The 26,133-nt window shown below is 43.1% G+C and carries 23 protein-coding genes and 11 tRNA genes; 23 read left to right on the top strand and 11 right to left on the bottom strand.

Translation table 11 applies throughout. The features are described 5' to 3' along the window. Positions 1 to 88: 88 nt before the first annotated feature. Entirely contained in the window at positions 89 to 520 is a 432-nt protein-coding gene (locus TI10_RS11985) for a GNAT family acetyltransferase (RefSeq protein ID WP_036781605.1), read from the top strand. Between the two features lie 45 nt (positions 521 to 565). Here TI10_RS11985 and TI10_RS11980 read toward each other — a convergent pair whose 3' ends face one another. Then, on the bottom strand, positions 566 to 982 hold the full coding sequence (locus TI10_RS11980; RefSeq protein ID WP_049583578.1) for a YgiW/YdeI family stress tolerance OB fold protein: 417 nt from the start codon (positions 980 to 982) through the stop codon (positions 566 to 568). Between the two features lie 172 nt (positions 983 to 1,154). Here TI10_RS11980 and TI10_RS11975 point away from each other — a divergent pair, with 172 nt between their 5' ends. The 6 genes from TI10_RS11975 to cysM all read left to right on the top strand — a co-directional run bounded on the left by TI10_RS11975 (position 1,155) and on the right by cysM (position 6,819). Next, positions 1,155 to 1,754 (top strand): RpoE-regulated lipoprotein, encoded by a 600-nt coding sequence (locus tag TI10_RS11975; protein ID WP_049583577.1) that lies wholly within the window; start codon positions 1,155 to 1,157, stop codon positions 1,752 to 1,754. A 241-nt stretch (positions 1,755 to 1,995) separates the two neighbouring features. Continuing rightward, complete coding sequence (locus TI10_RS11970) at positions 1,996 to 3,018, top strand: sulfate ABC transporter substrate-binding protein (protein WP_049583576.1); 1,023 nt, start codon at positions 1,996 to 1,998, stop codon at positions 3,016 to 3,018. Further along, positions 3,018 to 3,851 (top strand): sulfate/thiosulfate ABC transporter permease CysT, encoded by an 834-nt coding sequence (gene cysT, locus TI10_RS11965; protein WP_049583575.1) that lies wholly within the window; start codon positions 3,018 to 3,020, stop codon positions 3,849 to 3,851. The genes TI10_RS11970 and cysT overlap by 1 nt, the downstream gene beginning before the upstream one ends. Beyond that, positions 3,851 to 4,696 carry a sulfate/thiosulfate ABC transporter permease CysW gene (gene cysW, locus TI10_RS11960; RefSeq protein WP_049583574.1) on the top strand — a complete coding sequence of 282 codons (846 nt, stop codon included), beginning with the start codon at positions 3,851 to 3,853 and terminating at the stop codon, positions 4,694 to 4,696. Before cysT ends, cysW begins: the two co-directional genes overlap by 1 nt. 14 nt (positions 4,697 to 4,710) lie before the next feature. Continuing rightward, entirely contained in the window at positions 4,711 to 5,799 is a 1,089-nt protein-coding gene (gene cysA / locus TI10_RS11955; RefSeq protein ID WP_049583573.1) for a sulfate/thiosulfate ABC transporter ATP-binding protein CysA, read from the top strand. A 138-nt stretch (positions 5,800 to 5,937) separates the two neighbouring features. Next, on the top strand, positions 5,938 to 6,819 hold the full coding sequence (cysM, locus tag TI10_RS11950; RefSeq protein ID WP_049583572.1) for a cysteine synthase CysM: 882 nt from the start codon (positions 5,938 to 5,940) through the stop codon (positions 6,817 to 6,819). Between the two features lie 170 nt (positions 6,820 to 6,989). On the opposite strand, the gene crr is transcribed toward cysM, so the two are convergent. From crr to cysZ, 5 genes are all read right to left on the bottom strand, one after another. Beyond that, positions 6,990 to 7,499: a PTS glucose transporter subunit IIA gene (gene crr / locus TI10_RS11945; RefSeq protein WP_015833547.1), complete on the bottom strand. Its 510-nt coding sequence runs from the start codon at positions 7,497 to 7,499 to the stop codon at positions 6,990 to 6,992. 48 nt (positions 7,500 to 7,547) lie between these two features. After that, a complete protein-coding gene (gene ptsI / locus TI10_RS11940) occupies positions 7,548 to 9,275 on the bottom strand; it encodes a phosphoenolpyruvate-protein phosphotransferase PtsI (protein WP_049583571.1) in 1,728 nt (575 codons plus the stop codon). A gap of 309 nt (positions 9,276 to 9,584) precedes the next feature. Next, complete coding sequence (ptsH, locus tag TI10_RS11935) at positions 9,585 to 9,842, bottom strand: phosphocarrier protein Hpr (protein WP_021323875.1); 258 nt, start codon at positions 9,840 to 9,842, stop codon at positions 9,585 to 9,587. 552 nt (positions 9,843 to 10,394) lie between these two features. Next, positions 10,395 to 11,348 carry a cysteine synthase A gene (cysK, locus tag TI10_RS11930; protein ID WP_049583570.1) on the bottom strand — a complete coding sequence of 318 codons (954 nt, stop codon included), beginning with the start codon at positions 11,346 to 11,348 and terminating at the stop codon, positions 10,395 to 10,397. Positions 11,349 to 11,462: 114 nt separating this feature from the next. After that, on the bottom strand, positions 11,463 to 12,233 hold the full coding sequence (cysZ, locus tag TI10_RS11925) for a sulfate transporter CysZ (protein WP_049583569.1): 771 nt from the start codon (positions 12,231 to 12,233) through the stop codon (positions 11,463 to 11,465). Positions 12,234 to 12,453: 220 nt separating this feature from the next. Between cysZ and zipA the strand changes: the two genes are divergently transcribed. The 4 genes from zipA to TI10_RS11905 all read left to right on the top strand — a co-directional run bounded on the left by zipA (position 12,454) and on the right by TI10_RS11905 (position 17,287). Further along, on the top strand, positions 12,454 to 13,362 hold the full coding sequence (zipA, locus tag TI10_RS11920) for a cell division protein ZipA (RefSeq protein WP_049583568.1): 909 nt from the start codon (positions 12,454 to 12,456) through the stop codon (positions 13,360 to 13,362). A gap of 61 nt (positions 13,363 to 13,423) precedes the next feature. Further along, positions 13,424 to 15,442 (top strand): NAD-dependent DNA ligase LigA, encoded by a 2,019-nt coding sequence (gene ligA, locus TI10_RS11915; RefSeq protein WP_049583567.1) that lies wholly within the window; start codon positions 13,424 to 13,426, stop codon positions 15,440 to 15,442. Positions 15,443 to 15,677: 235 nt separating this feature from the next. Next, the gene (locus TI10_RS11910) at positions 15,678 to 16,862 is read left to right on the top strand and encodes a NupC/NupG family nucleoside CNT transporter (protein ID WP_049583566.1); all 1,185 of its coding nucleotides are present in this window, start codon (positions 15,678 to 15,680) and stop codon (positions 16,860 to 16,862) included. Between the two features lie 209 nt (positions 16,863 to 17,071). Beyond that, complete coding sequence (locus TI10_RS11905; protein ID WP_049583565.1) at positions 17,072 to 17,287, top strand: DUF3820 family protein; 216 nt, start codon at positions 17,072 to 17,074, stop codon at positions 17,285 to 17,287. Positions 17,288 to 17,382: 95 nt separating this feature from the next. Here the strand turns inward: TI10_RS11905 and TI10_RS11900 are convergent. From TI10_RS11900 to gltX, 3 genes are all read right to left on the bottom strand, one after another. Next, positions 17,383 to 17,458, bottom strand: a tRNA-Ala gene (locus TI10_RS11900). A gap of 53 nt (positions 17,459 to 17,511) precedes the next feature. Then, positions 17,512 to 17,587: transfer RNA gene (locus tag TI10_RS11895), tRNA-Ala, on the bottom strand. Positions 17,588 to 17,838: 251 nt separating this feature from the next. Next, on the bottom strand, positions 17,839 to 19,257 hold the full coding sequence (gene gltX, locus TI10_RS11890) for a glutamate--tRNA ligase (RefSeq protein ID WP_049583564.1): 1,419 nt from the start codon (positions 19,255 to 19,257) through the stop codon (positions 17,839 to 17,841). Positions 19,258 to 19,527: 270 nt separating this feature from the next. On the opposite strand from gltX, the gene TI10_RS11885 reads away from it, so the two are divergent. The 9 genes from TI10_RS11885 (at position 19,528) to TI10_RS25035 (ending at position 20,769) form a co-directional block, all read left to right on the top strand. Beyond that, positions 19,528 to 19,603: transfer RNA gene (locus TI10_RS11885), tRNA-Val, on the top strand. A 30-nt stretch (positions 19,604 to 19,633) separates the two neighbouring features. Then, a tRNA-Val gene (locus tag TI10_RS11880) sits at positions 19,634 to 19,709 on the top strand. A 45-nt stretch (positions 19,710 to 19,754) separates the two neighbouring features. Beyond that, a tRNA-Val gene (locus TI10_RS11875) sits at positions 19,755 to 19,830 on the top strand. Between the two features lie 42 nt (positions 19,831 to 19,872). Beyond that, a tRNA-Lys gene (locus tag TI10_RS11870) sits at positions 19,873 to 19,948 on the top strand. A gap of 37 nt (positions 19,949 to 19,985) precedes the next feature. Beyond that, positions 19,986 to 20,061: transfer RNA gene (locus tag TI10_RS11865), tRNA-Lys, on the top strand. A 37-nt stretch (positions 20,062 to 20,098) separates the two neighbouring features. Next, positions 20,099 to 20,238, top strand: a tRNA-Lys gene (locus TI10_RS25050). Positions 20,239 to 20,275: 37 nt separating this feature from the next. Further along, positions 20,276 to 20,415: transfer RNA gene (locus TI10_RS25045), tRNA-Lys, on the top strand. A gap of 37 nt (positions 20,416 to 20,452) precedes the next feature. Beyond that, positions 20,453 to 20,592 (top strand) — tRNA-Lys (locus TI10_RS25040). Positions 20,593 to 20,629: 37 nt separating this feature from the next. After that, positions 20,630 to 20,769, top strand: a tRNA-Lys gene (locus TI10_RS25035). Between the two features lie 200 nt (positions 20,770 to 20,969). Here the strand turns inward: TI10_RS25035 and dinQ are convergent. Then, on the bottom strand, positions 20,970 to 21,062 hold the full coding sequence (dinQ, locus tag TI10_RS26345) for a damage-inducible type I toxin DinQ (protein WP_272482622.1): 93 nt from the start codon (positions 21,060 to 21,062) through the stop codon (positions 20,970 to 20,972). 602 nt (positions 21,063 to 21,664) lie between these two features. Between dinQ and glk the strand changes: the two genes are divergently transcribed. The 3 genes from glk to pgm all read left to right on the top strand — a co-directional run bounded on the left by glk (position 21,665) and on the right by pgm (position 25,515). Next, complete coding sequence (gene glk / locus TI10_RS11840) at positions 21,665 to 22,630, top strand: glucokinase (RefSeq protein WP_049583563.1); 966 nt, start codon at positions 21,665 to 21,667, stop codon at positions 22,628 to 22,630. A 658-nt stretch (positions 22,631 to 23,288) separates the two neighbouring features. After that, the gene (gene seqA / locus TI10_RS11835; RefSeq protein WP_049583562.1) at positions 23,289 to 23,813 is read left to right on the top strand and encodes a replication initiation negative regulator SeqA; all 525 of its coding nucleotides are present in this window, start codon (positions 23,289 to 23,291) and stop codon (positions 23,811 to 23,813) included. 61 nt (positions 23,814 to 23,874) lie between these two features. Then, complete coding sequence (gene pgm, locus TI10_RS11830) at positions 23,875 to 25,515, top strand: phosphoglucomutase (alpha-D-glucose-1,6-bisphosphate-dependent) (protein WP_049583561.1); 1,641 nt, start codon at positions 23,875 to 23,877, stop codon at positions 25,513 to 25,515. 63 nt (positions 25,516 to 25,578) lie between these two features. On the opposite strand, the gene TI10_RS11825 is transcribed toward pgm, so the two are convergent. Then, on the bottom strand, positions 25,579 to 26,007 hold the full coding sequence (locus tag TI10_RS11825) for an EamA family transporter (RefSeq protein ID WP_049583797.1): 429 nt from the start codon (positions 26,005 to 26,007) through the stop codon (positions 25,579 to 25,581). Between the last annotated feature and the right edge of the window lie 126 nt (positions 26,008 to 26,133).

Below are 26,133 nucleotides of genomic sequence, written 5' to 3'. Positions count from 1 at the left end.
GGAAGAGAACGCATTTTCGTATTGATTCCGGTGTTAAAGCAGAGATAATGAGAAAATAGTTATTTCAATAAAAACAGGTTGGTTAGGGATGGAAATTCGGGTATTTCGACAAGATGATTTTGAAGAAGTGATCACCTTATGGGAACGCTGCGATTTACTTAATCCTGGTGTTGATCCTGAAGTGGATATCGAGCGTAAATTGACTCATGATCCTGACCTGTTTTTAGTCGCGGAAGTGGCTGGTGAAGTGGTTGGGACGATTATGGGGGGCTATGATGGTCATCGTGGTTCAGCTTATTATTTGGGAGTTCACCCTGAATTTCGCGGTAGGGGGATTGCGAACGCATTAATTGCCCGATTGGAGAAGAAATTAATTGCCCGTGGTTGTCCAAAAATAGTTCTTATTGTTCCTGAAGATAATGATGCCACTATTTATATGTGTGAAAAACTGGAATATGAAGATCGTTATCAAGAGAGCGTTATTTTCAGTAAACGTTTGATTGGTGATCAGGAATATTGAGTTTAGATATGGCTGAGTGAAAGAATACCACTCAGCCACAAACGATTAGTTCAGCTTGGTGACTTTTTTCACATCAACTGTCATACCATTCCACTCTTTATCGACTTCACCTTCAAGACGGACTCTATCTTGAGGCGTTATCGTTTGACCATTCCAGTATTTATGATCAACTTCGACTTCAACAATTCCTGCATTATCGCGGAATATGAAGTGATCACTATGGATACGGGATTCAATATATCCTTCCAGCACGACCCAACTGTCATCTCTCATATTTTTAACTTGCTGGGTGGTGGAAACTCTTGCATTGTGATCGACAAAACCGCCTTGTGGTGCTGCTTGGACGGGAGGCTGCGCTGAATCAGGACCAGAAAAACCACCAAATTGCGTCTGTGAGGTTTGAGCCAGTGATGGCATACTGAACAAAGCAATCAAAGCGGTGGTTATAAGTGTTTTTTTCATCATATTGACCTTAATAATAGTGATGATTTTTAGGGGGGATAATGATACCGCTAAGTGGTATTTTATCAATAAAATATTAATCTAAAGTAATTAATTTAAGTATTCTCTGAAACTAACAATCAGATGTGATGTCTCAGCACCTATCTCTATATTGAGTTGAAGGGAGCTAATTATGCAGGAGTATAGTACGTTGTCAGGATTACGTTTTGTCACAATAGGCTGTGTGTTGTTACTGGCTGGTTGTGCGGGTTCATCGGGTTTTTCATGGTCGAATTTGTCTCCTTTTAGCTGGTTTGGCAGCTCCTTAAAAATCTCAGCTCAGGGCGTGGGCGAAATAGATGGTCTGACTGCAATGAATAAAGATGCAATAGAGAAGGGGTTGGATGGAAAGTACCGCTTACGCAGTGGCATGGAAACAGAAAATGGTCAATTGGTGACGGTATTTCAAGCAATGGATGGCGATCAATTGAAGATAGCGCTATTTGGTCAGGCCGATGGAAAAGTTAGCCGCATTGAAGTGTTGGATGAAGATATTGAAACCGTCTGGGGAACAAAGGTCGGCATGCCATTCTCGGAGCTTTATAGCAGGGCATTTGGTGCTTGCCAAAATACGGTGAGTGAGTCAGAGAAGAGCGCTATTGTTTGTGTATCCCCGCAGAGCAAACATGTTAGTTATCTGTTTACCGGTAATTGGAATGGCCCGGAAGGTTTGGTTCCTTCTGATGATGTGCTGAAAAACTGGAAAGTGGAACGTATTATTTGGAAGCGATGAGCGTTTCTGATTAGAACATAAACCGAGTCGGTTTGGTGAATTTGATGTTTCTCTTGCGGAGCCGTAACAGGCCCGCATTTTTCATTTAAAAACCTTACTGTTCCTGCCAGCTTATTGCGTTTCATGCTTTCTAATTGCAATTTGGTATATTAAACGGCGATAGTTATCTACCCTGTTATAAATAAACTGGATACATTAGTCACTGGCGCGTTATTTGATGAAATAACGGATAAGGTGAGAAATGAGAAAGTATTCAGTAAAAAACACGATACTAAATGGACTGGTAGTAGTGACTTTATTAGGCAGTAGTCATGCCTTTGCGGTAGAGCTGTTAAACAGCTCTTATGATGTTGCGCGTGAATTATTTTCTGCACTGAATCCTGAATTTGAAAAACAGTGGAATGAGCAGTATCCACAAGACAAATTGGTAATTAAACAATCCCACGCCGGTTCCTCCAAACAAGCACTGGCAATTCTCCAGGGATTACGGGCTGATGTGGTGACTTACAATCAGGTAACGGATGTGCAAATTTTGCACGATAGCGGCAGGCTGATCCCGGCTGATTGGCAGAACCGTCTGCCAAATAGCAGCTCACCTTACTATTCCACGATGGCGTTTCTTGTGCGTAAAGGTAACCCCAAAAATATTCATCATTGGGATGACTTAGTGCGTCAGGATGTCAAATTAGTCTTCCCAAACCCTAAAACCTCCGGTAATGGCCGTTATACTTATTTGGCCGCTTGGGGAGCTATTCAGCAGGAAAATGGTGGAGATCAGGGAAAAACTCGCGAGTGGATGGCACGTTTCCTGAAAAATGTCTCTGTGTTTGATACTGGCGGTCGCGGGGCAACAACTTCATTTATTGAACGTGGTTTGGGTGATGTACTGATCAGTTTCGAATCTGAAGTGAACAACATTCGCAAACAGTATGGTGATGATAAATATGAAGTGATCGTTCCATCGGTAGGTATTCTGGCAGAATTCCCTGTGGCTTGGGTTGATAAGCATGTTGCGAAAAACGGTACAGAAAAAGTGGCTAAAGCTTATCTAAATTATCTTTATAGCCCACAGGCACAGCAGATCATTACCAGCTTTAATTATCGTGTCAGTGATAAAAACGTGATGGCTCAACAGGGAACCCGTTTTCCAGAAACTAAGTTGTTTCGATTGGAAGATCAATTTGGTGGTTGGCCGCAAGTGATGAAAACTCACTTCAATACTGGCGGCATACTGGATCAATTGCTGGCCGAGGGGCATAAGTAATGTTTTCGAGATCCAGTAAGCGAGTATTGCCTGGTTTCGGATTAAGCTTAGGCAGTAGTTTGTTCTATACCTGCTTGATCTTATTGTTACCTCTGAGTGCATTAGTTGTGCAGCTTTCCAGTATGACTTGGGAACAGTATTGGCTGGTGGTTGCTAATCCCCAAGTTGTGGCGGCTTACAAAGTGACTTTGCTGGCGGCGGCGGTTGCCAGCTTGTTTAACGCGGTATTTGGTATGCTGATGGCATGGGTTTTAACCCGCTATCGTTTCCCTGGCCGTAGCTTATTAGATGGTTTAATGGATCTCCCTTTTGCGTTACCTACTGCGGTAGCGGGATTGACATTGGCAACGCTATTCTCTGTTAGTGGTTGGTATGGCTCTTTGCTTGGGCACTTTGATGTGAAAGTCGTGAATACTTGGTTGGGTATCGCAGTGGCAATGGCGTTCACAAGCTTGCCGTTTGTAGTGCGAACTATTCAGCCAGTACTTGAAGAGCTAGGGCCAGAATATGAAGAAGCAGCTCAAACATTAGGCGCTAATCGTTGGCAAACTTTCTGGCGGGTTGTATTGCCAGAATTATCTCCCGCTTTAATTGCCGGCACAGCACTCTCTTTTACTCGCAGCTTGGGGGAATTTGGCGCAGTGATCTTTATTGCTGGCAATATTGCATGGCAAACAGAAGTGGTATCGCTGATGATTTTCATCCGTTTACAGGAGTTTGATTATCCCGCGGCCAGTGCCATCGCATCAGTTATATTGGCAATATCCCTGATATTACTATTTAGCATTAATACTCTGCAAAGCCGCTTTGGTAAGCGGATTGGAGGGCATTAATGGTTGAGTTATCTGAATCTCATGTAGCGCAACGACCACCTATAAGCTGGGGTAAATGGACGTTGATCATGACAGGCGTATTGTTTTCAATCTTACTGTTAGTGATCCCCATTGTCTGGATATTTATGACTGCTTTTTCTAAAGGGATTGAGGTAGTCACTCAGAATCTTTTCGATCCTGATATGTTGCATGCCATCTGGTTAACGATACTGATTGCATTAATTACTGTTCCGGTAAACCTAATTTTTGGCGTCATGATCGCTTGGTTGGTAACGCGCTTTCAGTTTCCGGGGCGACAATGTTTATTGACGTTGATCGATATTCCGTTTGCTGTTTCGCCGGTCGTAGCGGGTTTGCTCTACTTACTGTTTTATGGTTCGAATGGTTGGGCAGGAAGTTTGCTGGAACCCTATGATATCCAATTGATGTTTTCCTGGCCGGGGATGGCCTTGGTGACGATATTTGTGACTTGTCCGTTTGTTGTTCGAGAGCTGGTGCCGATGATGCTTAGTCAGGGGAGCCAAGAGGATGAAGCTGCAATTTTATTGGGGGCGTCTGGCTGGAAAATGTTTTGGCGGGTGACGTTACCTAATATCCGTTGGGCGTTGTTATACGGTGTGGTTTTAACCAATGCTCGGGCTATTGGTGAATTTGGCGCTGTTTCAGTGGTATCCGGCGCTATTCGTGGTGAAACTTACACATTGCCGTTGCAGGTTGAACTACTGCATCAAGATTACAACACCGTAGGGGCATTTACTGCGGCGGCATTGTTGGCATTGATGGCAATTATCACTTTGATTGTTAAAAGTGCTTTGCAGTGGCGGTTAAGTCGCCAACATGGTTAAGGTAGGAGCAGAATATGAGTATTGAAATTAACAATATCAGTAAATATTTTGGTCGGACTCAGGTTCTGAGCGATGTCACTCTGAATATTTTTTCTGGAGAAATGGTTGCTCTGCTTGGTCCATCGGGCTCTGGTAAAACAACCTTGTTGAGGATTATTGCTGGTCTGGAACAACAAACCGAGGGGGAACTGAGTTTCCACGGGCAAGATGTTAGCCGTATGCATGCTAAAGATCGGCAAGTCGGATTCGTATTTCAGCATTATGCCCTGTTCCGGCATATGACCGTGTTTGATAATGTTGCTTTTGGATTAACAGTACTGCCACGACGTAAGCGTCCGAATATGGCGGCTATTCGCCGTAAGGTTATGGAGTTGCTGGAGATGGTGCAATTGACGCATTTTGCTGAACGCTATCCATCGCAACTTTCTGGTGGGCAGAAACAGCGGGTCGCGTTGGCAAGAGCATTGGCTGTTGAACCACAAATTCTATTACTTGATGAGCCATTTGGCGCCCTGGATGCTCAGGTAAGAATGGAATTACGCCGTTGGCTACGTCAGCTCCATGAAGAACTTAAATTTACCAGTGTCTTTGTCACTCACGATCAGGAAGAAGCGATGGAAGTGGCTGACCGGGTTGTTGTCATGAGACAAGGGAATATTGAACAGGTTGGTACGCCGCAAGAAGTATGGCGCTATCCGGCAAGCCGTTTTGTAATGGAGTTTCTGGGTGAGGTCAATCATTTTAGTGGTGAAATTAAAGGTTCTCAGCTATTGATTGGCGGGCAGCACTTGCCTCTTAATGTGACGCCAATCCATCAGGGGAATGTAGATGTCTTCTTACGTCCGTGGGATATCATGATGAACTCGCAACCGACACTTTCCAGTCCATTACCAGTACAGGTGACTGAGGTCAGTCCTAGAGGGCATTTCTGGCAGCTTTCGGTTCAGCCTCTAGGCTGGCATCATGAATCGGTTGCTGTTGTTTGGTTTAATGAGGCTTCAGTACCCACAAGAGGAAGCCGTTATTTTATTGGCGGCACTGAAGCGCGTTTATATGCGGGCGATAAACAATTGCAAACACTGAGTTTAGCCCAAACTGCCTGATAATTATTTAAATTTGGTTGGTACCATTTTGCTCATCTCCTTACCGCCAGGGATGGGCATTTTTTATTTAAAGTCTTGCGATATATTCCTGAATATGGTTATTTCGCATTTCTATTAAATAAAATTTGGGTAATAGCTGTGGCAAGCTTGGAACATTTTATAGGAAACACCCCGCTAGTAAAATTACAACGAATGACTGATGAGCTAGGTGTAGAAATATGGGTAAAACTTGAAGGTAATAATCCGGCAGGCTCGATAAAAGACAGAACAGCGTTATCAATGATTCAGCAAGCTGAATTGCGCGGTGAGATTTCTCCCGGTGATGTATTGATTGAAGCCACTAGCGGAAATACGGGAATTGCATTGGCAATGATTGCCGCAGTAAAAGGTTATCATCTTAAGTTACTGATGCCTGATAATATGAGCCTTGAGCGTCAGGCTTCTATGCGAGCTTATGGCGCAGAACTGATTTTGGTGAGTAAAAAGATGGGTATGGAAGGTGCGCGTGATTTAGCTCAACAAATGGAACGTAATGGTGAAGGTAAAGTTCTTGATCAGTTCAATAACCCGGATAATCCTTTAGCGCATTTTACGACGACAGGGCCGGAAATTTGGCAACAGACGCAAGGGCGTATTACGCATTTTGTTTCTAGTATGGGAACGACGGGAACCATTACCGGTGTTAGCCGCTATTTAAAAAGCCAATCTAACAATGTGCAGGTTATTGGTTTACAACCAGCGGAGAACAGCCATATTCCCGGTATTCGTCGCTGGTCGCCGGCTTATTTGCCAGGTATTTTCCGCAAGGAGTTAGTCGATCAAGTGCTGGATATCACTCAGAAAGAAGCTGAAGATACCATGCGTTTGTTGGCTCAGAAAGAAGGCATTTTCTGTGGGGTCAGTTCCGGCGGCGCTGTTGCCGGAGCATTAAGTGTTGCAGCACGAAATCCAGGTTCTGTTATTGTTGCTATTATCTGTGACCGTGGTGACAGATATCTTTCTACCGGAGTATTCAATTAATCTGGTTACATATTTAGCGTGAGTAGAGTAAAAGAGGCGATAAGCTCTGCTCACATTAGCCAATTTCTAATAGGGAAAATGGTGTAAATCGAAGATAAGGGATAAAAAAACAGCCGTGATTGTCGGCCGTTTTTTAAGATGAAAATGGTATTGTGACAGTTAAAGTGTTGCTACTTTTTAATACGCATAATGGGGGTTTCACCAACAGTGACGGAACCACTCAACTTGGATAACTCTTTAATTTCATCCATGTTGGAAATAACAACAGGCGTCAAGGTCGATTTTGCTCTTTCTTCAAGGAGTTTAAGATCGAATTCCAAAACTAAATCACCTTTTTGTACACGCTGACCTTCTTCAGCAATACGCTTAAAGCCTTCGCCTTTAAGCTCAACCGTATCAATCCCAAAATGGACAAATAGCTCAATACCGCTGTCCGATTCGATAGAAAATGCATGGTTGGTTTCAAATATTTTACCGATTGTTCCATCAACTGGTGCAACTATCTTGTTGCCGGCGGGTTTTATAGCGATACCGTCGCCGACAATTTTCTCGGCGAAAACAACATCTGGAACATCTTCAATATTGACAATCTCACCAGATAAAGGTGCGATAATTTCAATAGTGCCGCTGTTTTTTTTATCATCTGAAACTAGAGATTTCAGTTTATCAAACAGACCCATGAATCTTCTCCTAATTGTTTATACTGGACCGCGTTTTAACCGATATTGTTAGCAAAGTGTTTTTTCTTTGATGAAGGTATCAACCAATTCTATCAACCCCTGAGCGGTAGACTGAGACAGGGCTTGCTCAGCTAGCGCTTTTGCATCTTCGTAACGAGTATTACGAATGATTTTCTTGATGCGGGGAATAGAAATCGCACTCATACTAAACTCATCCAGCCCCATGCCTAATAGCAACAACGTAGCACGTTCATCACCTGCAAGCTCGCCACACATCCCCGTCCATTTACCTTCAGCGTGTGAAGCATCAATGGTTTGCTTAATCAGGCTCAATACTGCTGGTAGCATCGGGTTATAAAGATGAGAAATCAACTCGTTACCGCGGTCTACAGCAAGAGTATACTGAGTTAGATCGTTTGTCCCAATACTGAAAAAGTCAACTTCTTTTGCCAGGTGATGAGCAATAACTGCGGAAGCTGGTGTTTCTACCATCACCCCTACTTCGATCGCCTCATCGAATTTTTTACCTTCTTCGCGAAGCTGACCTTTCAGCAATTCAAGTTCTGCTTTCAGTGCCTGTACTTCTTCTACAGAAATAATCATTGGAAACATAACACGTAGTTTACCGAAAGCAGATGCACGTAAGATAGCACGTAACTGAGAATGTAAGATCTCTTTTCGATCAAGGCAAATACGAATTGCACGCCAACCAAGGAATGGATTCTCTTCTTTCGGTAGATTCATATAGGGCAGATTTTTATCACCACCGATATCCATTGTACGTATAATAACCGCCTGGCTGCCCATTGCTTCGGCGACGGCTTTGTAAGCTTGGAATTGTTCTTCCTCTGTTGGCAGCGCATCACGATCCATAAACAGAAATTCTGTACGGTATAAACCGACACCTTCGGCGCCATTGCGCTCAGCACCGATTACATCACGGACGGTACCGATATTGGCACAGACTTCAACCTGATGACCATCAAGAGTTATTGCTGGGAGATCTTTCAGCTTTGCAAGTTCAGCTTTTTCTGCCAGATATTCGTTTTTGGTCTTTTTTAGTTGTTCAATTTCTGCATCAGATGGATTGATATAAATATGGTTATTTACCGCGTCCAGGATTAGATAATCACCATTTTGGATTGTCGCCGTCGCTTGGGTGGTACCTACGATCGCTGGCAGTTCAAGAGAGCGGGCCATGATTGACGTGTGGGAGGTTCGGCCGCCTAAATTGGTAATAAAACCGAGTACTTTTTCCAGATTGAGTTGTGCGGTTTCCGATGGAGTCAGATCGTTGGCAACCAGAATAACTTCCTCTGAAATTGAGCCAAGATCAACGATGGGTATACCTAGAATGTTTTTCAGCAAGCGTTTACCGATATCACGCACGTCTGTGGCACGTTCTTTCAGGTATTCATCATCTAATTCTTCAAGGGCTTGGGCCTGAGTTTCAATAACGGAATAGACCGCGGCATCCGCAGTTTTGAAATCATTTTTGATTAACGAAATAATTTCTTGCTCAAGCTCTTCATCTTCCAATAGCATGATATGCCCTTCGAAGATTTCAGCTTTTTCTTCTCCGAGGTTTTTTGCTGCTATATTCTTGATGATTTCTAGCTGAGATGAGGCTTTTTCACGGCCTTGTTTGAAATAGGAAATTTCTTGTTCGACTTGCTCTTGGCTGATTTTTTTCTGATTGACAATAATTGGGTCTTCTTTCAGTAATAGTGCTTTACCGAAAGCGATGCCTGGTGATACTAATATGCCTGAAATCATGATGTTACCTAACTACTAATAATTATTCTTTAAAGAGCCAGCCCGCAGATGGTTTGCTGTTTTAGGACATACATTTAAACTGATATCCCCAGATAAAAGTTTATCCGGGGATGAGGAACGGCTAAGTGAATACCTGTTTATACCCGTTATCTTGCAAGTTGCCTCTTTGTTGGCTGCGCTCACTCACCTCGGTCACATAGTTCGCTATGCTTCCGGGGATTCGCTCCCTTGCCGTCGCGATGCACCTTGAAATCCATAGGGTATATTCACAATCTCTGAATCTTGACTGGCTTTGCGGTCAACGGAAAATTATTCCAGTTCTGCCATTAACTTAACCAGATGTTCGATTGCTTTTTGCTCATCTTCACCTTCAGCAGAAATGGTCACTACAGTGCCTTGAGTGAGTCCCAAAGTTTGTAGCTTAAACAGGCTTTTAGCACTGGCAGTTTTACCACCGGAAGTCAGTGTAATGTCGGAGGAGAAACTTTTGGCTTCTTTAACAAACTGTGCAGCGGGACGGGTGTGTAGGCCATTTGGCGCAGTAATAGTGACTTCTTGCTGGAACATAACGTTTCCTCAATAACTTAGATTTTTGCTGTGTAAGTTAAGAACTTGTAATGGACAAATTTTAACTTGAGTGTTTATTTACTGCCTATCCCATTCAAGACGATTTTTTTACCTAAAGAGTGAACTGGGTAATATTCTGGCAAAAGCGATAAATAGCTCCTGAACGCTCTTTAGTACGGCCCATAACTTCCGGGTCATGTGTGTGCTGCCTGTTTCACTTTTACTGATAAGAATGAACAGCGTTAACTACGTCTACTGAGATAGACTCTCAGGTCGATAATGTAATAAAAATTTTTATTCATTATCAAAAAAATTGTTCTTTTCGATGCTTCTGGTTGATAGTTTGAAGTAAAGATAGATCGCGGAACTACTTAACTGAAACTACTACTCCTGTTAATTAATTTCGAGCATCGAAATAATTATTATTGGTTAAATACTAGACCCATTGTAATAAATCATCTGGCAAAGTGTAAAAATTTGATCTACCACACAGAAAAAGCACCATTTAGGTGCTTTTTTATCAATAAATCTAAGTAACTTACTTAAAAACTTTTATTCATCAGACAAGTCAGTAAACAGTACGCTGCTTAGATAGCGCTCACCTGATGAAGCCAGAATGACGACAATATTTTTGTCTTTATATTCCGGTTCCTGAGAAAGTTTTACCGCTGCTGCAACGGCGGCGCCAGAGGAGATACCTGCCAGAATGCCCTCTTTTACCATAATTTCTCGCGCGGTTTTAATCGCTTCCTCATTGCTGATTTTGAAAACCCGATCAACCAGTGTCAAATCAAGGTTATCTGGAATAAAACCCGCGCCAATACCTTGGATCTTATGGGGGCCAGGTTTCACTTCTTCACCGGCTAGAGTCTGACTGATAACTGGCGAATCTTCAGGTTCTACAGCAACCGCAGTAATATTTTTACCTTTGGTATTTTTCAGGTAACGAGCAACGCCTGTTAATGTACCGCCAGTCCCTACACCGGCAACAAATACATCCACTTCGCCGTCAGTGTCTTCCCAAATTTCTGGGCCTGTGGTTTTTTCATGGATTTCTGGGTTTGCCGGATTGCTGAACTGTTGCAGGATAATATAACGATCGGGATCGCTAGCCTTAATTTCGTCAGCTTTCTCAATGGCGCCTTTCATGCCTTTAGCGCCTTCCGTCAGCACCAGTTGCGCTCCCAATGCTTTTAATAGCTTGCGGCGCTCAATACTCATGGTTTCTGGCATAGTCAGCGTTAATTTGTAGCCCCGAGCGGCGGCAACATAAGCAAGAGCTATCCCGGTATTACCGCTGGTAGGTTCTACCAACTCTTTCCCCGGTTGTAGGATACCGCGTTGTTCGGCATCCCAAATCATGTTGGAACCAATGCGACATTTTACACTAAAACTTGGGTTACGGGATTCTACTTTTGCCAGAATACGCCCATTGCCAAAGTGTTTTAGGCGAATTAACGGGGTACGACCAATAGTCAAAGAATTATCTTCGTAAATTTTACTCATACTCGTCTTTCAACTCCCTTTAGTGATATCCGGTCAACAATACGCCAACAACCGGTTAATGGAAATATAACTTAAATATATTTTTATTGTCTAAAAGAATAACTTAAATGAATATCATGGCATAATCCGGGGAACATGTTGGTCTCGATAGTGATCGACCCACATTGCCGTCGCTGCACATACGGCAATAGGCATGATCACCAAATTGACAATGGGTATCATGGTTAAAATACTTACTGTTGCGCCAAATTGCAGATTAATTATTTTGTTTTGGCGAAGGGCGTTACGCATTGTTGGAAAACTGACTTTGTGGTTATCAAAAGGATAATCACAATACTGAATCGATAGCATCCAGGCACTGAAAATAAACCAGAGCACAGGTGCGACAGTCTGTCCGATAACAGGAATAAAATAGAGTAGCAATAACACCAAAGCGCGTGGAATATAGTAGCACAGCTTGGCTAATTCCCGTTTCAGGACACGTGGGACATCTTTGAAGAGTGCTATAACACCGGTATCCGGTGCGGGGGTTCCTGTTAAATCCGCTTCCAGTTTCTCTGCCAGCAGGCCATTGAATGGCGCTGCGATGAAATTCGCTATCGTGCTGAAGAAGTAAGTAAAAATCAGCAAAACAGAGATCACGGCCAATGGCCATAAAATATAGCTGAGCCACTGCATCCAATCCGGTGTTTTGCTCACTATCCAATGAATCCAGTTCTCCAGTTTCTGATAGAGCCACCAAAATGAACCGCCGAGAAACAAAATATTTGCCAACAAAGGCAATAGGACAAATCGTTTAATGCCTGGGCGAGTAATTAATTTGCAACCTTGCATCAAATACTGAAAGCCGCTCAAATTTTTTGGCGATTTTGTCAAATTCAGCATACTTCCTATTCTCTCTTGTGTGATTGAAACGCTATCATATAGGGAGGATTTTCGACTGACTAGTATTGTTCTGTATAAAAAGAACGCAAAAGAGGCTTATTAGGCATCTTTCTGATAAGAAAAGCGTGTATAAGCTTGCACTTGTGTTATTTGACAAATACAGTTAATACAGAAAATATTCCGCCGTGGTGGCATACTTAATTAAACAACAGAGATAGCAATGATGCAGGATTTGCGTCTGATATTAATCATTGTTGGTGCGATAGCAATAATAGCTTTGCTGTTACATGGGTTGTGGACCAGCCGTAAAGAGCGTTCTTCGCTTTTTCGTGATCGCCCAGTTAAACGTCATAAACATGATCGTCAGAATAGTTTCATCGATGACAGTGATGATGAAGCGTTCGACAATCAGCAAAAGCCTTATGCCCATAAGCAGGTGAAATCTCATCATAATAAAGCTGAGCCAGCTATCGAGCGCCGTCAACAAAAGTTGACTGAAATTGATGCTGCAACATCTGAAGAAAGCGATGATCCATTGCTGACGGGCCGCCAGCCTGAGACGACAGCGAGAAGGGCAGTCATAGAAGAGCAGGAACCCCAACTCGGTCTGTTTGAATTCGAAGAGCAGAATGAGCCTGAAAAAGACAGATCTGCACTTGAAGAAAAGCCTCAGGAGGCGGTTGGCGAAAAAGAAGCTCAGACTAAAGTGAAAGAAATTGTTTTGGTTCTTCACGTAGCAGCACACCACGGCCAGGAATTGAATGGTGAACCTTTGCTGCAAAGTATTCTACAATCTGGCTTCCAGTTTGGAGAAATGCAGATTTTTCATCGTCACGTGAACCCATCAGGTAGCGGCCCGATACTATTTAGCTTGGCAAATATGGTGAAACCGGGTTCATTTAATCCTGAAACAATGGCTGATTTTACGACGCCAGGGGTTTCTATGTTTATGGTGGTTCCTTCTTACGGAGAATCTAGCCAGAATTTTAAGCTGATGTTGCAGGCGGCCCAACGTATTGCTTCTGATGTTGGAGGCGTGGTGCTTGATGATGAGCGAAAAATGTTGACGCCGCAAAAAATCGAATTATATAAAGCACGCATTCGCAGCACACTTGGTGTTCAGGTATAATCAATTTATCGAATGTTCAAGCCTCCGCCAGTCGGGGGCTTTTTATCGCTGGTTATAAGTCATGAAATCAACTGCTCAACAAATAGAAAAACTCAGAACAACACTACGTCATCATGAATATCTGTATCACGTTATGGATGCGCCGGAAATCCCTGATGCAGAATATGATCGGTTAATGCAGGAATTAAAAGATTTTGAAGAACAATACCCTGAGTTAATTACATCGGATTCGCCAACGCAGCGGGTTGGGGCTGCTCCTCTGACGGCTTTTGAGCAAGTCCGCCATGAAATTCCTATGTTGTCACTGGATAACGTATTTGATGAAGAGAGTTATCTGGCGTTTGATAAGCGGGTGCGTGACCGCTTGAAAGAAACTCAGAATTTAGAAGTGTGCTGCGAGCTGAAATTGGATGGTTTGGCGGTCAGCCTGTTGTATGAAAGTGGTGAATTAGTACGGGCTGCAACCCGTGGCGATGGTACAACAGGGGAAAATATTACATCAAATATACGGACTATATGTGCAATTCCACTGCGTCTATTCGGTGAAAATATTCCAGCTCGTATTGAAATTCGTGGTGAAGTTTTCATGCCGCAAAAAGGGTTTGAGAAACTGAATGAAGAGGCACGTCGCACGGGTGCAAAAGTATTTGCTAACCCACGTAATGCTGCGGCTGGCTCGTTACGTCAACTCGATCCCCGTATTACGGCTAAACGTCCATTGGCTTTCTTCTGTTATGGTGTTGGTGTATTGGAAGGGGGAGAGTTACCGACCAGTCACTATGAGCGATTGATACAGTTTAAGAAATGGGGATTGCCGGTCAGCGATAAAGTTAAAGTTTGTACCGATAGTCAACAGGTCATTGATTTTTATCATGATATTGTAAACCAGCGTTCTGCATTGGGATTTGATATCGATGGTGTCGTTGTCAAAGTCAATTCGCTGGAATTACAGGAAACATTAGGCTTTGTTGCCCGTGCGCCACGTTGGGCGACGGCATTCAAATTTCCTGCACAGGAGCAAATGACGATTGTTCGTGATGTTGAATTTCAGGTCGGTCGTACTGGCGCGATCACACCGGTAGCACGTCTGGAGCCAGTATTGGTCTCTGGTGTGACTGTCAGTAATGCAACATTGCACAATGCGGATGAGATTGAACGCTTAGGTTTGCGCATTGGCGATACGGTTATTATTCGCCGTGCTGGTGATGTGATTCCACAAGTTGTCGGTGTTTTGGAAGACAGAAGGCCACAGGACAGTAATGAAGTTGTTTTCCCTGAACATTGTCCGGTATGCGGGGCAGATATTGAAAGGATTGAAGGGGAAGCTGTAGCGCGTTGTACGGGGGGATTGGTGTGTGGCGCTCAGCGTAAAGAAGCACTGAGACATTTTGTTTCCCGTCGGGCGATGGATGTTGACGGCATGGGAGAAAAGATTATCGATCAGTTGGTGGATAAAGAGTATGTCGAAACTCCGGCCGATCTTTTCAGGCTGACGGCAGGCAAGTTGACTGGGCTTGATCGTATGGGGCCAAAATCTGCCCAGAATGTGGTAGATGCGTTGGAAAAAGCGAAAAAAACCACCTTTGCCCGTTTCCTTTATGCGTTGGGTATCCGTGAAGTGGGGGAAACGACCGCCGCTAATCTGGCAGCTCACTTTGGCGAACTGGGTAAATTACGTTCCGCTGATGAGGAAGCATTGAAAGAGGTTCAGGATGTTGGCGAAGTGGTGGCAAAACATGTTGTTAACTTCTTCAGTGAACCTCATAACCAAGCAGTCATTAATGATCTAATTGATAATATCGGTATCAACTGGGAGCCGGTTGTCGTAACCAAGGCTGAGAAGATTGACAGCCCGTTTTCGGGTAAAACAGTTGTGTTGACAGGTTCATTGCATCAGTTATCTAGAGATGAAGCCAAAGCTAAACTTGCTGCACTTGGGGCAAAAGTGACAGGTAGCGTTTCTAAGAAAACAGATTTGGTGATTGCGGGTGAAGCTGCCGGTTCAAAGTTAGCTAAAGCTAACGAGTTGAATATTCCGGTTATTGATGAAGAAGAAATGATCCGTTTATTGGGTGAATAATTTTTTGTTTACATACTGATTATTGAGAGTTTTGCTCAATAATCAGCTATGCGCGATTAAGGTGTTTTAAAATCTGGCTTTGTACGATTCAGCTAAAAATGTGATCGGACACATTAAGTAAAGATTTACAGTAAGAATTATTTCAGTTTAATGTGATACTTATCCTCATTTACTCACCTTTTATTACATAGAATGCATTTATAAAAACTCGCTTTCTATCGTGTTTGGAGTAGATATGTCTCAAATCTTGCATTTCTTTTTAGCTTTAATTGTCATTGGCGGCCTTGCTATTTTGGCGAGTAGTGACCGTAAAAGTATTCGGCCTCGCTATGTTATTCAATTGCTTGTTATTGAACTTATCTTGGCTTGGTTTTTCCTGAATTCTGGTATTGGTCAGGAATTTGTCATGGGATTTGCTGGCTTGTTTGAGCATTTACTGAAATATGCGGGTGAAGGGACTGAATTCATTTTTGGCGGCATGATGGATGCAAAACTGGCATTCTTCTTTCTGAATGTATTGTGTCCGATTATCTTTATTTCCGCGTTGATTGGTATTTTGCAGCATATCAAACTATTGCCAATCATCATCCGGGTTATTGGTACCCTGCTGTCTAAAGTCAACGGCATGGGGAAACTGGAATCATTTAACGCAGTCAGTTCTCTGATACTTGGGCAGTCTGAAAACTTTATTGCTTATAAAGATGTACTGGGAAAAATGTCTGAGCGTCGCATGTACACGATGGCTGCGACTGCAATGTCAACGGTTTCTATGTCGATCGTTGGGGCTTACATGACAATTTTAGCGCCTAAATATGTTGTAGCGGCATTGGTGCTTAATATGTTCAGTACCTTTATCATCCTATCACTGATTAATCCGTATGCTGTTGACAGTGAAGAAGATATTCAGATGAGCAATCTTCACGAAGGTCAAAGTTTTTTCGAAATGCTAGGTGAATATATTTTGGCGGGTTTCAAGGTAGCCCTCATTGTTGCTGCTATGTTGATTGGTTTCATTGCCTTGATTGCGGCTGTTAACGCGTTATTCAGCATGGTATTTGAGAAGAGCTTCCAGGAAATACTCGGCTATGTGTTTTATCCATTTGCTTGGGTAATTGGGATCCCTACAGATGAAGCATTGAAGGTTGGTAGCGTCATGGCAACCAAATTAGTTGCTAACGAATTTGTGGCAATGCACAGCTTACAGTCAATTGTGACGGAACTTTCTCCTCGTTCACAGGGTATTTTGTCGGTATTCTTGGTTTCTTTTGCTAACTTCTCTTCCATTGGGATTGTGGCAGGTGCGATTAAAGGTTTGAATGAGAAACAGGGTAATATCGTTTCCCGATTTGGTTTGAAACTACTATTTGGTTCAACGCTTGTCAGTTTCTTGTCTGCGGCTATTGCAGGTTTAGTACTGTAAAAGATATACCCTATGGATTTCAAGATGCATCGCGACGGCAAAGGAACGAATCCCCGGGAGCATAGATAACTATGTGACCGGGGTGAGTGAGTGTAGCCAACAAAGAGGCAACTTGAAAGATGACGGGTATAATGTTTTATCGTGGAATATTGCATCATGGATGATGCAGTTTCCCTTTCACATATTTCTCCTTATTAGACGTGTAAATTATGGAAAAAGAAAACCTGATAGAAATTGCTAATACTGCAATGCCGTTCGGTAAATACAAAGGGCGTATGCTTATTGACTTACCGGAAGAGTATTTATTGTGGTTCGCTCGTAAGGGGGAATTTCCACAAGGTAAATTGGGTTCGTTGATGGAGATGACTTTAGCAATAAAATTAGAGGGATTAAATTCGTTGGTGAAACCGTTGAAAAAAGGTTAACCAAGGAAAGAGTTTGTTTTTTATTCGATAATGGTGGTTAGATATGGTAACAACCAAAAGGCCCTGAAAGCATGGCTTTCAGGGCCTGATAATTTTGGTGGAGCTAAGCGGGATCGAACCGCTGACCTCTTGCATGCCATGCAAGCGCTCTCCCAGCTGAGCTATAGCCCCACGAGTGCGGTTTTCCTAATTTTAATACCAAACACCTTTCTTTAATAAGGATTTGGTGGAGCTAAGCGGGATCGAACCGCTGACCTCTTGCATGCCATGCAAGCGCTCTCCCAGCTGAGCTATAGCCCCAATCAAAATTAATGGAACGGGGCGCATAATATGAAACCCTGCAAATACTGTCAACGGCTAACTTATCATTCTCACAACAAGCGTTGAAAAAGCCATCAGTTTCATCATGAATTAACAAAAATAGAGGCTGAGCAATGGGTTGAAGTGAAATAGAGGGTGTTTGGAAAAGTAGTAAAAAGGTAGAGATTAAATGAGATTTTTTGAAAACAAAAAGGCATCACTTGTGATAAGTGACGCCTTTGATGCATTAATTAAGACTGAGTTTCACGTTGAGCAATGAATTCCAGCGCTTGATTAATACGGGATAGAGTACGAGTTTGCCCGATAGCGTGAATAGTGACATCCACACCTGGGGATTGACCTGCGCCGGTAGCAGCGACACGTAATGGCATACCGATTTTACCCATACCGACTTCCAGCTCATCAGCGGTGGATTGAATGGCATGATGAACATTTTCTGGTGTCCAGTCAGTAATTGAAGCTAGCTTTGCACGGACAACTTCAAGAGGTTGACGGGCAACTGGGCGTAAATGTTTCTTCGCCGCATCGGCATCAAATTCAGCAAAATCTTCATAGAAGTAACGGCAGGATTCAGCCATCTCTTTTAGAGTCTTACAGCGTTCGCCCAATAATTTAATCAGCTCAACCAACTGTGGACCATTACGGGTGTCGATGCCTTGTTGTTCCATGTGCCATGCCAGATGGACAGCCACTTTCTCTGGTGGAAGAGTATTAATATAGTGATGGTTCAGCCATTGCAGTTTTTCTGTATTGAACGCGCTGGCAGATTTATTAATAGCATCCAGGCTGAACAACTCAGTCATTTCTTCAATGCTGAAAATTTCTTGGTCACCGTGCGACCAACCCAGACGAACCAGATAATTCAGCAGTGCTTCTGGCAGGTAGCCATCATCACGGTATTGCATAACGCTCACTGCGCCGTGACGTTTGGACAATTTTTTACCGTCATCGCCCAGGATCATCGAAACGTGAGCATATTCTGGCACTGGAGCGCCTAGTGCTTTCAGAATATTAATTTGGCGAGGTGTATTATTGATATGGTCTTCACCGCGGATAACATGAGTGATCTCCATATCCCAGTCATCGATAACAACACAGAAATTATACGTTGGTGAGCCATCGGTACGACGGATAATCAGATCATCAAGTTCCTGATTGCTGAACTCAATTGGGCCCCGGATCTGATCATTAAAAACAACAGAACCTTCTTGTGGATTGCGGAAACGGACGACATGGGGTTGATCTGGGTTATGTTGACATAGATTGTCACGGCAATGGCCGTTATAGCGAGGTTTCTCGCCATTTGCCATTTGAGTTTCCCGCAATTCTTCCAGACGCTCTTTAGAACAATAGCAGCGATAAGCACTCCCTTGTTCTAACATTTGATCTATCGCCTGATTATAACGATCAAAGCGTTTCGTCTGATAATAAGGGCCTTCATCCCAATTCAGATTTAACCAGTTCATACCGTCCATAATGGCATTGATAGCTTCCTGAGTTGAGCGTTCAAGGTCAGTATCTTCGATACGCAATACAAATTCGCCTTTGTTATGGCGGCTATACAACCAGGAATAAAGTGCGGTACGAGCACCGCCAACATGGAGATAGCCAGTTGGGCTTGGTGCGAAACGGGTTTTGATTTTACTCATTGGGGATTGCCTTAATTACGTTTCACTTTTCAATGAACGTTATTGGTGATTTAAAGTAATAAAAGTGGGGGTTATTTTATCACTGCACCTTAATTCCTCAATGCTATTAACGGGAAGTTGTTGAGAAAAGTCAGAGTATTTGTCTAAACTGTACCCTATAGTGACGATAATTATCTCACCCTTGTTTAATTTTGAGACGAACGATATTTTTCTCTAGAAAAAGCGTTGACTCATTCTGAACTATCCCTATAATGCGACCCCATCACGACGGGGCGATTAGCTCAGTTGGTAGAGCATCTCCCTTACAAGGAGGGGGTCATCAGTTCGAATCTGGTATCGCCCACCATCTCGTTGTGATAAAAATGATTTTATGATTGGGCGATTAGCTCAGTTGGTAGAGCATCTCCCTTACAAGGAGGGGGTCATCAGTTCGAATCTGGTATCGCCCACCAATCATAAGCTCAGTGGTATAGATGCAGTAATAGTCATCATGAAGTGGGCGATTAGCTCAGTTGGTAGAGCATCTCCCTTACAAGGAGGGGGTCATCAGTTCGAATCTGGTATCGCCCACCACTTCATTAAGATTGTTTCAGGCGGTATCACTATCTTTGGTGCGGGTCGTTAGCTCAGTCGGTAGAGCAGTTGACTTTTAATCAATTGGTCGCAGGTTCGAATCCTGCACGACCCACCACTCCAAAAGATACAATTAGAGTAATTCTCCTATAGATGGGTCGTTAGCTCAGTCGGTAGAGCAGTTGACTTTTAATCAATTGGTCGCAGGTTCGAATCCTGCACGACCCACCATTCCAAAAGACATAATTAGAGTAATTCTCCTATAGATGGGTTGTTAGCTCAGTCGGTAGAGCAGTTGACTTTTAATCAATGGGTCGCAGGTTCGAGCCGAGCGAAGCGAGACAACAGCGCGTGAGCGCTGGCCCGAAGGGCGAGGCCATAGGCCGAGTCATCCTGCACGACCCACCATTCCAAAAGACATAATTAGAGTAATTCTCCTATAGATGGGTCGTTAGCTCAGTCGGTAGAGCAGTTGACTTTTAATCAATTGGTCGCAGGTTCGAGCCGAGCGAAGCGAGACAACAGCGCGTGAGCGCTGGCCCGAAGGGCGAGGCCATAGGCCGAGTCATCCTGCACGACCCACCATTCCAAAAGACATAATTAGAGTAATTCTCCTATAGATGGGTTGTTAGCTCAGTCGGTAGAGCAGTTGACTTTTAATCAATGGGTCGCAGGTTCGAGCCGAGCGAAGCGAGACAACAGAGCGTGAGCGCTGGCCCGAAGGGCGAGGCCATAGGCCGAGTCATCCTGCACGACCCACCATTCCAAAAGATATAATTAGAGTAATTCTCCTATAGATGGGTTGTTAGCTCAGTCGGTAGAGCAGTTGACTTTTAATCAATGGGTCGCAGGTTCGAGCCGAGCGAAGCGAGACAACAGCGCGTGAGCGCTGGCCCGAAAGGCGAGGCCATAGGCCGAGTCATCCTGCACGACCCACCATCTCAGAAGACAAAATTCAAATAATCTCCATTAAGATGAATCGTTAGCTCAGTTGTGAGATGATTAATAATTGCTCTTTGTGCATCTGATTGTAGTTTTATGGGAGTAATTAATTGAAAAAATAAAATAATTATCCTAGGATATGAATATTAAAGGCCATCGGGTGGTTAATCCGATGGCCTTAGCTACGTTTCCGTTATCTATTTCAGAAATGCACGGATCAATTCTAAAAGCGCAACTAACGCTTTGAGAACGATGATTGCAGTATCAATAAAGGCTTTGAATGCTTTCATCCGTTTTGCTCCTATTAGGGAGCGCGATTTACCCAACCATTGCCTTTACACTGCCTGTCCGGTTGGTTCTCATCAATGTTAGTTGAAGAGTAACGCGCTCTGACTGAGGCACTGAATCAGCACCACCTGTACTTCAGTCAGGGCTTAAGAAAACTTGCGTAGTAGATACACAGTCAGAACGCTACCCCTAAACTAACAGCCGTTGATTATAAGTTTATTTTGGTATGATTCAATGGATTAGAGCATGAATAGATAAAAACAAAAAAACCAACTGGTGGGGTTGGTTTTTTTGCATTTACCCTAAATAGTAGGGTAATTTGTCTTCAATGCTATTCGCAAGGTTGGTAGCCTCGGTTTTAGCGCGTTACTCTTCAACTAACATAGTTAGTCTACTTCCTAAAGCACAAAATATCAACATGAGGAGTGTTTATACTAAATGGATGATATTATCAGATAGATAAACTGCTAACTCAGTTGCTAGATGCAGTTAACTTTCAATTAACTGCTTGCCAGTCATTCACGGTTAAACGATCTATACCAATAATGCCAGATGGGATAAGCTTTACCTAATTGTTGTACTAGTCAATTATTAGGATATAAAAATGAATCTCTATGGATTAGTTGCTGATATTGGCGGCACCAATGCCAGATTAGCACTTTGCAATTTGGAAAATGGGGCTATTGAGCGGATTGAAACATATAGTGCGAAACAACACGCCGGATTAGAATCTATTATCCGTCACTATTTGGCGGAGCAAAAAACAGTAGTGACTTACGCATGTATTGCTATTGCTTGCCCGATAAATGGTGATTGGGTAGAAATGACCAATCATCAATGGGCATTTTCTATTAGTGAGCTGAAACAGACGCTTGGGCTAGAAAAATTAGATGTGATCAATGATTTCACGGCTGTATCTATGGCTATTCCAATGCTAACAGAAGAACACAAAGTTCAGTTGGGTGGAGGAGAAGCGGTTAAAGATAAACCGATAGCGGTTTACGGCGCAGGCACTGGCCTTGGCGTAGCTCATTTGATCAAGGTAGACAAGCAATGGGTCAGTTTACCGGGTGAAGGCGGTCATGTAGATTTTGCAGCGAATAGTGAAGAACAAGATGCAATATTGGCTGTTTTGCGGCGCAAATTTGGGCATGTTTCGGTAGAAAGAATCTTGTCCGGTAGCGGGTTGGTAAACCTTTATCAGGCCATTGCCATTTTGGATAATTGTCAGCCAGAAGATTTAGCACCAGAAACAGTGACGCAACGAGCATTGGATGAAAGTTGCCAATATTGCCATCGTGCGCTGACACTATTTTGTGAAATTATGGGGCGATTGGGCGGAAATTTAGCGTTAAATATGGGGACTTTTGGTGGTGTGTATATCGCTGGTGGTATAGTGCCGCGGTTTCTTGATTTCTTTAAGCAATCGAACTTTCTTCATGGATTTGAAGATAAAGGGCGCTTTAAACCGTTATTACAACAGATTCCTATTTATTTGATTACTCATCCGCAACCAGGATTATTAGGTTCAGGTACCTATTTACGGCAACAGCTTTCACTTATTGATTAAATTACAAATTCAGATATATACATATACATTTCGAAATTAATGGTTGTATATATCTGATTGGAATTTTTTATTGCAACTATGTATTAATATTGAAAGCAATGAAAATCTATTTTATTTATATGGTGTCTGGATTTCATAATAATGAAGCTGCTAATTTTTCCATAAAATTTATATGGTTGCGATTTTTTCTGGTAAATCATGAATATTATATGTAAATAAAAGGTGTGTAATTTATTAAAGCGCATTTTCTGTCAAGATTTACTAGTAACAAGCATACATCTCCATGAATTTAAACTATTTTACTGTCTATAATCAATCTTCCTGTGCGCTGCTTAATCTCCCTTGATTGAATTTATTATCGGCAATATTCCAACCAAGTTTTATGATTATTTGGATGTAATATCAGAATAAATTATTATGTGATTATCAACGCCTAAATAAGTGGTATTAAAAGATCGACATGACATGTGACAATGAGATTTATATTCACAATATTTATGTAACTGATTGATTTGTTTTAGATGAAAAGCGGATATTTTGTTATGTTGTTTTTCATATTTAAATACTTTTAAGTTATTGAAATTTTAATTGTTTTGTTTTCTCTTTTTATACTTTATAATCTGCAAAAATTTTTTATTTAGAACAGTACTGGATAGAAATGAAAACGATAGAAGTTGATGAAGACCTTTACCGCTATATTGCCAGCCATACACAACATATTGGTGAAAGTGCATCTGATATTTTGCGGCGAATGCTGAAATTTAACGCCGAGCAGCCAGTACAAAATGCGCAGCCTATCAGCGCTGCGGAGAAAGCGCCAGTAGCCCGCCAGCGTGATTCTGTTCGCGTGATACGAGAATTGTTGCTTTCAGATGACTATTCTGACAAGAAAAAATCTGTTGAGCGCTTTATGCTGATCTTATCTACGTTATACAGCTTGAATAGTGAAAGCTTTTCCCGGACGACTGATGCGATGCATGGTCGTACCCGTGTTTATTTTGCTGGTGATGAGCAGACATTGCTCGCCAGCGGTAAACAAACTAAACCTCGCCACATTCCGGGCACACCTTTTTGGGTAATTACTAACACCAATACTGACCGTAAGCGTAGTATGGTTGAGCAAATTATGCAGGATATGAAATTCACCGCCAATTTTATCGACAAAGTGTGTGGCACAATTTAACTGATTAAGGCTGTGCTGGCAGACAAAGTACAGCGCAGCTCTTGTCCAGGGGAGATTTAAAGTGGTAAATCATCCGCGCGCGGGACAGATTGCCCGCCAAAGTGATCTGATAAATGTAGCGCAGCTTACATCGCAGTATTACACCTTACATCCTCAGCCGGAAAACTCAGAGCATAAGGTTAAATTTGGTACATCCGGTCATCGTGGCAGCTCTCAGCGTCACAGCTTTAATGAAGCGCATATTCTGGCAATTACTCAGGCTGTTGCGGAAGTTCGCAAGCAGCAGGGAATCAATGGCCCTTGTTATGTGGGGAAAGATACCCATGCTTTATCGGAAGCCGCATTTATTTCCGTATTGGAGGTTTTAACGGCTAACAGCGTGAATGTGATTGTGCAGGAGAATAATGGGTTTACGCCGACACCTGCGATTTCTCATGCCATCCTTTGTTATAACCGCTTGGGGAAAGCGTTGGCTGATGGGATTGTGATTACCCCTTCCCATAATCCACCGGAAGACGGCGGGATTAAATATAATCCGCCTGATGGCGGCCCCGCAGATACGGATTTGACAGCAATTATAGAACGTCGTGCCAATGAGTTGCTGGCAGAAGGTTTGAAAGGTGTTAAGCGTTTGCCGTTTGTTCAGGTATTGAACAGCGAATATTTGCATCAGCAGGATTTAGTCGAACCGTATGTTAGCGCGTTGGGTGATGTGGTTGATATGGCTGCTATCCAGCGGGCCGGGTTGAAAATCGGCATTGATCCTTTGGGTGGTTCCGGCATTGCATTTTGGCAGCGTATCGGCGAGCGCTACAATTTGGATCTGACATTGGTTAATGATCAAATCGATCAAACATTCCGGTTTATGCACTTGGATCATGATGGCGTCATTCGTATGGATTGCTCGTCCCCTTGGGCAATGGCGGGTTTGTTAGCCATGCGCGATAAGTTTGATTTGGCTTTTGCCAACGATCCTGATTATGACCGCCACGGTATTGTTACCCCTGCCGGTTTGATGAATCCGAACCACTATCTGGCGACTGCGATAAATTACCTGTTCCGCCATCGTCCGCAATGGTCAGAAAGTGTTGCGATAGGTAAGACATTGGTATCCAGTGCCATGATTGATCGGGTCGTCGCGGATCTTGGCCGTAAATTGGTGGAAGTACCCGTAGGTTTTAAGTGGTTTGTTGATGGGTTACATAAAGGTGAGCTAGGCTTTGGCGGAGAGGAGAGTGCAGGGGCTTCTTTCTTACGTTTTGATGGAACGCCGTGGTCTACAGATAAGGATGGGATTATCTTGTGTTTGCTGGCGGCGGAAATGACCGCAGTAACAGGGGAAAATCCGCAGCAACATTACGATAAGTTGGCAGCCCGCTTCGGCACACCAAGTTACAGCCGTATTCAAGCGCCGGCAACTTACCAGCAGAAGGCATTATTAGCCAAGTTATCACCAGAAATGGTGAAAGCGGATAAGCTTGCTGGTGATTCAATCACAGCTCGGTTGACAAAAGCTTCGGGTAACGGAGCGTCAATCGGCGGTTTAAAAGTAATAACAGAAAACGGTTGGTTTGCTGCTCGCCCATCGGGGACAGAAGAAGCCTACAAGATTTATTGTGAAAGTCTCCTTGGTCCTGAGCACCGGCAGAAAATTGAGCAGGAAGCACTGGATATCGTTAACCAGGTTTTTGCCGCTGGTTGATCTTTTTGGCCGATTAAAAAGAATCCGCAATAGTGATAACAGCTTTTGCGGATTTTTTATTTTTCAGCCTAGAGCAACCATTAATGCACCGGCAGTAATTAATACAACACCGCCTGCGGCCATCAGTGATATTTTTTCACCGAATAAGATAACGGCCAAGATGACAGCAAACACGACACTGAGTTTATCAATCGGTGCAACCTGAGAAACATTGCCGTTTTTAATTGCCAGAAAGTAAAACAGCCATGACAATGCTCCCGCCACACCGCTTAAAACGATAAAAAGCAGCGCCTTGCGGTTTACCAGTATTTCACTAACCAGATTTAATTTTCCCTGCACTACAACCACGCCGACAAGAAACAGCGCCATAATGACTGCGCGTATCGCTGTTGCTGTGTTGGCATCAAGATTTTGCAAACCGATTTTACCGAAGATAGCGACCAAAGCGGCAGTAAACGCTGATAATAAGGCATAGATAAGCCAAGAACTCATACTCATCGCGAATAAATCCTGTTGTTATACCCGTTATCTTTCAAGTTGCCTCTTTGTTGGCTGCACTCACTCACCCCAGTCACATAGTTATCTATGCTCCCGGGGATTCGCTCTCTTGCCGTCGCG

The sequence above is a fragment of the Photorhabdus luminescens subsp. luminescens genome (genome assembly GCF_001083805.1).
Taxonomy (GTDB): Bacteria; Pseudomonadota; Gammaproteobacteria; order Enterobacterales; family Enterobacteriaceae; genus Photorhabdus; species Photorhabdus luminescens.
This window is presented reverse-complemented; position numbering and strand designations above follow the sequence as displayed.